The sequence below is a fragment of the Dyella sp. genome (assembly GCF_036384435.1).
Lineage (GTDB): Bacteria > Pseudomonadota > Gammaproteobacteria > Xanthomonadales > Rhodanobacteraceae > GSA-30.
The window spans coordinates 1-5,065 of record NZ_DASVMI010000177.1 but is presented as its reverse complement, the minus strand read 5'-3'; the positions used below and the strand labels follow the sequence as shown (position 1 = coordinate 5,065).

At 62.7% G+C, this 5,065-nt stretch carries 1 protein-coding gene; it reads right to left on the bottom strand.

Annotation, left to right across the window (positions count from 1 at the left end; genetic code table 11):
* On the bottom strand, positions 1-5,065 hold a 5,065-nt coding region (locus tag VF436_RS18680), incomplete at both ends, for an amino acid adenylation domain-containing protein (protein WP_330905554.1).

The following is a 5,065-nucleotide window of genomic DNA, read 5'->3' as shown; positions in this document are numbered from 1 at the left end:
AGGACTTCGGCGAACAGCGCGGCAAGGGCGGCTTCTTGTGGATTACGCGGTTCGAGCCCCCGTTGCGGCTGGTAGTCGGGTGCCGGAAGCGCCGCGCGATCGAGCTTGCCATTGGGCGAAAGAGGCAACGCATCGAGCACCAGGATGGCCGCTGGCAACATGTAGTCGGGTAGCAGTTCGGCCAGCGTGCGCCGCAGCGCCATCGGATCGAGTTCGTGCCCCGGTTCGGCGATCGCATAGCCCACCAGTTGCTTGTGCCCTGGCGTGTCCTGGCGGGCGACCACGGCGGCCTGCGCCACGTGGGGCAGGTGCGCAAGCGCTGCCTCGATCTCGCCCAGCTCCACACGGAATCCACGGATCTTGACCTGGTGATCGGTGCGGTCAAGGAAATCCAGTTGTCCGTCGTCGAGCCAGCGAACCAGGTCGCCGGTGCGATACAGGCGTTGCCCGGCCTCGAAGGGATGGGCCACGAACCGCTCGGCCGTCAACGCCGGGCGCTGGTGATAGCCGCGTGCCAGCCCCAGTCCAGCCACGTACAACTCGCCCGTCACCCCCACCGGAACCGGTTGCAGGCGCGCATCCAGGACGTAGACACGGGTATTGGCCAGTGGCCGCCCGATCGGTGGCTTGGTGCTGCCTGCGAGCGGTTCGCTGGCCGTGGCGCAGATGGTGGTTTCGGTCGGGCCGTACTCGTTGAGCAGGCGTCGTCCCACCGACCACCGCGCGACCGTGGCCGGAGGGCAGGCATCGCCGGCCACGCCCAGCGCAGTGAGGCTGGGCATGCGGTCCGGATCCAGCTCGGGCAACAGGGCGGGTGGGAAGGTGGTGTAGGTGGCCTGTTCGCGTTCGACCAGGGCCATCAAGGCGTCCTTGTCCTGCAAGACCTCGGCCGGCGCCATGATCAGGGCAGCCCCTGCCATGAAGGCCACGGCAATCTCGGAGATCGCCGCATCGAAACTATGCGAGGCAAATTGCAGTACCCGTCCCTGGTTGGTGACACCAAAGCGCTGGGCCAGCGTGCGTCCGAGATTGCCCAGGCCGCGATGGGTCACGACCACGCCCTTGGGGCGTCCGGTGGAGCCGGAGGTATAGATCACATACACCGGATGATCCACGCGCAGCGGTGTATGCCGCTGGGTATCGGAAGGTGCATGCACGGGGGCGCTGGCCATGGCTGCCTGCGCCGGCGCACTATCGATGCACCAGCGTGGCGTGCCGGCCGGCAGGCTGGCTGCCAGGGCCTGGGTGCTGACGATCAGGCGGGGCTGGGCATCGGCGAGCATGAACGCCAGGCGGTCGGCCGGGTAGGCCGGATCGAGAGGAAGATAGGCGGCGCCGGCTTTGAGAATGCCAAGCAGGGCCACGATCAGCTCGGGCGAGCGAGGCATGGCCAGGCCCACGATCTGCTCCGGACCGATGCCTTCGGCGATGAGTACATGCGCCAGACGATTGGCGCGCTGTTCGAGCTCGCCGTAGGACAGCGACGTGCCTTCGTAACCGATCGCCAACGCTTGCGGCTGATGCAGGGCCTGTCGCTCGAAGAGCGTAGGGAACGGCAACGCGGCGATGTCCTGCGATGTTGCATTCCAGTGCGACAGCAATTGGGTGTGTTCGGCAGCACTGAGTACGTTCAGTTGTCCGAAACGCGACTCCGGGCGATAAGCGAATGCTTCGAGCACGGCGGTCAGATGCTGGCTGATGGCAGCTACGGCCGACAGTGAGAAAATATCCGGGCGATAGCCAAAGCGAAGCTCGATCGTGTCGCCGGGTATGACCAGCAATCCCAACGGATAGTGCGAGGTATCGCCGCCACTGCCTTCCGAACGGGTGACATCAATCGTCCTCGATCCGGCCTCCATGTCAGCGGCTGGCAGCGACGGGTAATTTTCGAAAGCCAGGCTGGTGTCAAACAACTCACCGATGCCTGCCAGACGTTGTATTTCGGACAATCCGAGATGTTGGTCGTCGAGCATTCCCGCCTGGCGATCCTGCAGACGAACAAGCAGGTCCTTAAGGCGCTCTTCTGGATCGAGCACGATTCGCAGCGCCACCGTATTGATGAACAGACCAACCATCTGTTCGATGCCCTCGATCTCCGGCGAGCGGCCAGATACGGTGATGCCGAACATGACGTCCCGGCGCCCCGTGTGGCACGCCAGCAGGCATGCCCATGCCGCCTGGAAGAACGAATTGAGCGTAACGCCGATATCCCTGGCCAGGCGCTGCAAGGCTTTGCCCAGGCCTGCATCCAGTGTGATGCCGTGGGTGACGGGCACCAGGGGAGGCGTAGAGCCGGTGTGCGACGCCAGTCGCGTAGGCTCATTCACGCCATCCAGGTAATGGCGCCACGCATCCAGAGCGCGCGCGCTGTCCTGGCCGGCCAGCCACGCAAGATATTGACGATACGGCGTGACGGGCGGCAACGGTTCGCCGCCACGTCGATACAGTTCGAACAGCTCGTAGGCAAGGATGGGCATCGACCAGCCATCCAGCAGCAAATGATGGTTGGTGACGGCCAATCGATAATGATCATCGCCGAGCTTGAGCAGCAGCATCCGTAACAGCGGCCCGCGCGCCGCTTCGAATGGCGTTCGCAGATCCTGCTCCATTTCCTGCACAGCAAGTGCATCCTGCGTCTGCGCGTCTACGCTTTGCAGATCGACCTGGCGCCATGGCAAGGTCACGGCCCTGGGAATGACTTGCAGTGGCTGGACCAGGCTACCGTGCTGGACAAAGCTCGCACGCAGGTTGCCGTGCCGCGACAACAGCGCCCGGGCCGCGCGCTGAAGCATGTCCTGGTCTACAGGGCCATGTATCTCAAAAAGCGTTTGTACGAGGTAGGCATCGGCATGACCCTCATCAAGTAGATGCTGGAACAGAAGTCCCGGCTGCAAAGGAGCAAGCGGCAACACTTCTTCGATCGAGCCATACGTCGCGCGCAGCCATTGCATCTGTGTCTCATCGAGTGAGACCAACGAGGTTTCCGCCGGCGGTTCTTCTTCGCCCGGCAACGCCTGGGCGACCAGCGCAAGCGAAGCGATATCTGGATGTTGAAAGACGTCCCTGGGGCGGACTGCAAGCCCCGCCTTGCGCGCCTTGCTGACGACCTGGATCGAACGAATGCTGTCGCCACCCAGATCGAAGAAGCCGCTGTCGATGCCTACTTTGCTCAGACCAAGCACTTCGGCATAAATACCCGCAAGGATGGCTTCCGTGGCATTTCGTGGCTCACGCGAGTCACCATGATTGAAGTCGACTGCAGGCAGAGCGTTGCGATCGATCTTGCCGTTAGGTGTCAAGGGCAGGGCATCGACCACCATGATCGCAAGCGGGACCATGTAATCGGGCAAGGCCTGCGCCAAGGCCTGACGCAGTGCCGAACCGTCGGGCAGTGGTCGCGCATCGCTGCCGACGTAAGCAACGAGTTGCTTGTGCCCCAGGCTGTCTTCCCGCGCGATGACCAAGTTCTGGGCCACGCCTTCAAGTCGGGACAGAGCAGCTTCGATCTCTCCCAGTTCGATGCGAAAGCCACGAATCTTGACCTGGTGATCGACACGACCGAGAAAATCCAGGCGTCCGTCTGCCTGCCAGCGCACAAGATCACCACTTCGATACATGCGTTTGCCCGCATCGAACGGACTGGCAACGAAGCGTTCAGCAGTCAGTGATGGGCGGCCGAGGTAGCCATCGGCAACCCCGGGACCGGCGATATAGAGCTCTCCCGGCACCCCGACGGATACTGGCTGAAGTTGCTCGTCAAGAACGAATACCTGCGTATTTTCGAGCGGTATGCCGATGCAATAGGCCGCCCTTTGCAGAGCCAATCTGTCCACGGTGTAGTAGGTGCTGATGACCGAGACCTCGGTCGGCCCGTACAACTCGGTGATCGTTGCAGCCGGGAAATACGTCGCCAGCTTGCGCAGCAGTTCGCTGGATACGGCTTCGCCGCCCACCATCAACGCCCGAATGTCCGGGTAGCACCTGCCTGCTTCATCGGGCCCCAGATGGCTGAGCCATGCCTCCATCAGGCTGGGCACGGCGTGCAGGAAGGTAGCGCCACGGGTCTCCTCGACCAGTTGCGCCAATCCATTCAGTCGCGGTGGCTGCACCAATACCGTTGCACCACCAAAGGCCAGCGGCAACAACAACTCGACCACGGAGATGTCGAAAGCATGCGATGCCAGGTTGGGCAATATGTCACCGCGTCGGAAGTCCAGCGCTTCGCGCACGCCGAACAGGGTCAGTGCCAACTGGCGATGAGAAACGACGACGCCCTTGGGGCGCCCGGTGGAGCCGGACGTATAAATGACATACGCCGGATGGTTGGGGCCTGCCGTGCGTGACCATGCAGAGCCTTGCACCCAGGTGTCGGCCAGTCCGTCGAGGGCGGCTGGTGCATCCGTATCCATGCGTAACAGACGCAGGTCCGAAGGCAGGCAACTTGCTGAAGCCGTATCGGAAACGATCAGGACAGGGTTGGCATCACCGACGATATAGGCAAGGCGCTCGCGGGGATAAGCCGGATCGAGCGGCAGATAGGTGGCGCCGGCCTTGAGAATGCCAAGTACGACGGCCAGCGTGTCATGCGTGCGCTGCATGCACACGCCTACGATATGGCCCACACCGATGGCCTGCGAGGCTAGCCAGTTTGCCAGGCGATTGGCACGCTTTTCCAGGTGCGTATACGACCAGGGCGAATTTTCGAAAATGAGTGCGGTCGCATCGGGCAACATCTTCGCGCTGCGCTCGAACAGCTCGACGAACGTGACATCTTCACGCTCCTGCGCGGTGTCATTCCAATCAACGAGGATGGCTTGCCGTTCCCCGTCATCGAGCAGGTTGATCTGCCAGGGATCGACGGCAGCCTCAGACACCATCGCCGTGAGCAGGCGCACCCATCGTTGGGCCAGGCGCGACACGGTGCTTTCGTCGAACAGGTCCGTGGCGTATTCGATGCTGCCTGCCAGGCCATCGGCAGTGCCATCAGCCCGATGCTGTTCGGTAAAGCTGAAACTCAAGTCGAACTTGGCCGCCGGCACATCCACGGTCGATGCGCTGACCGTCA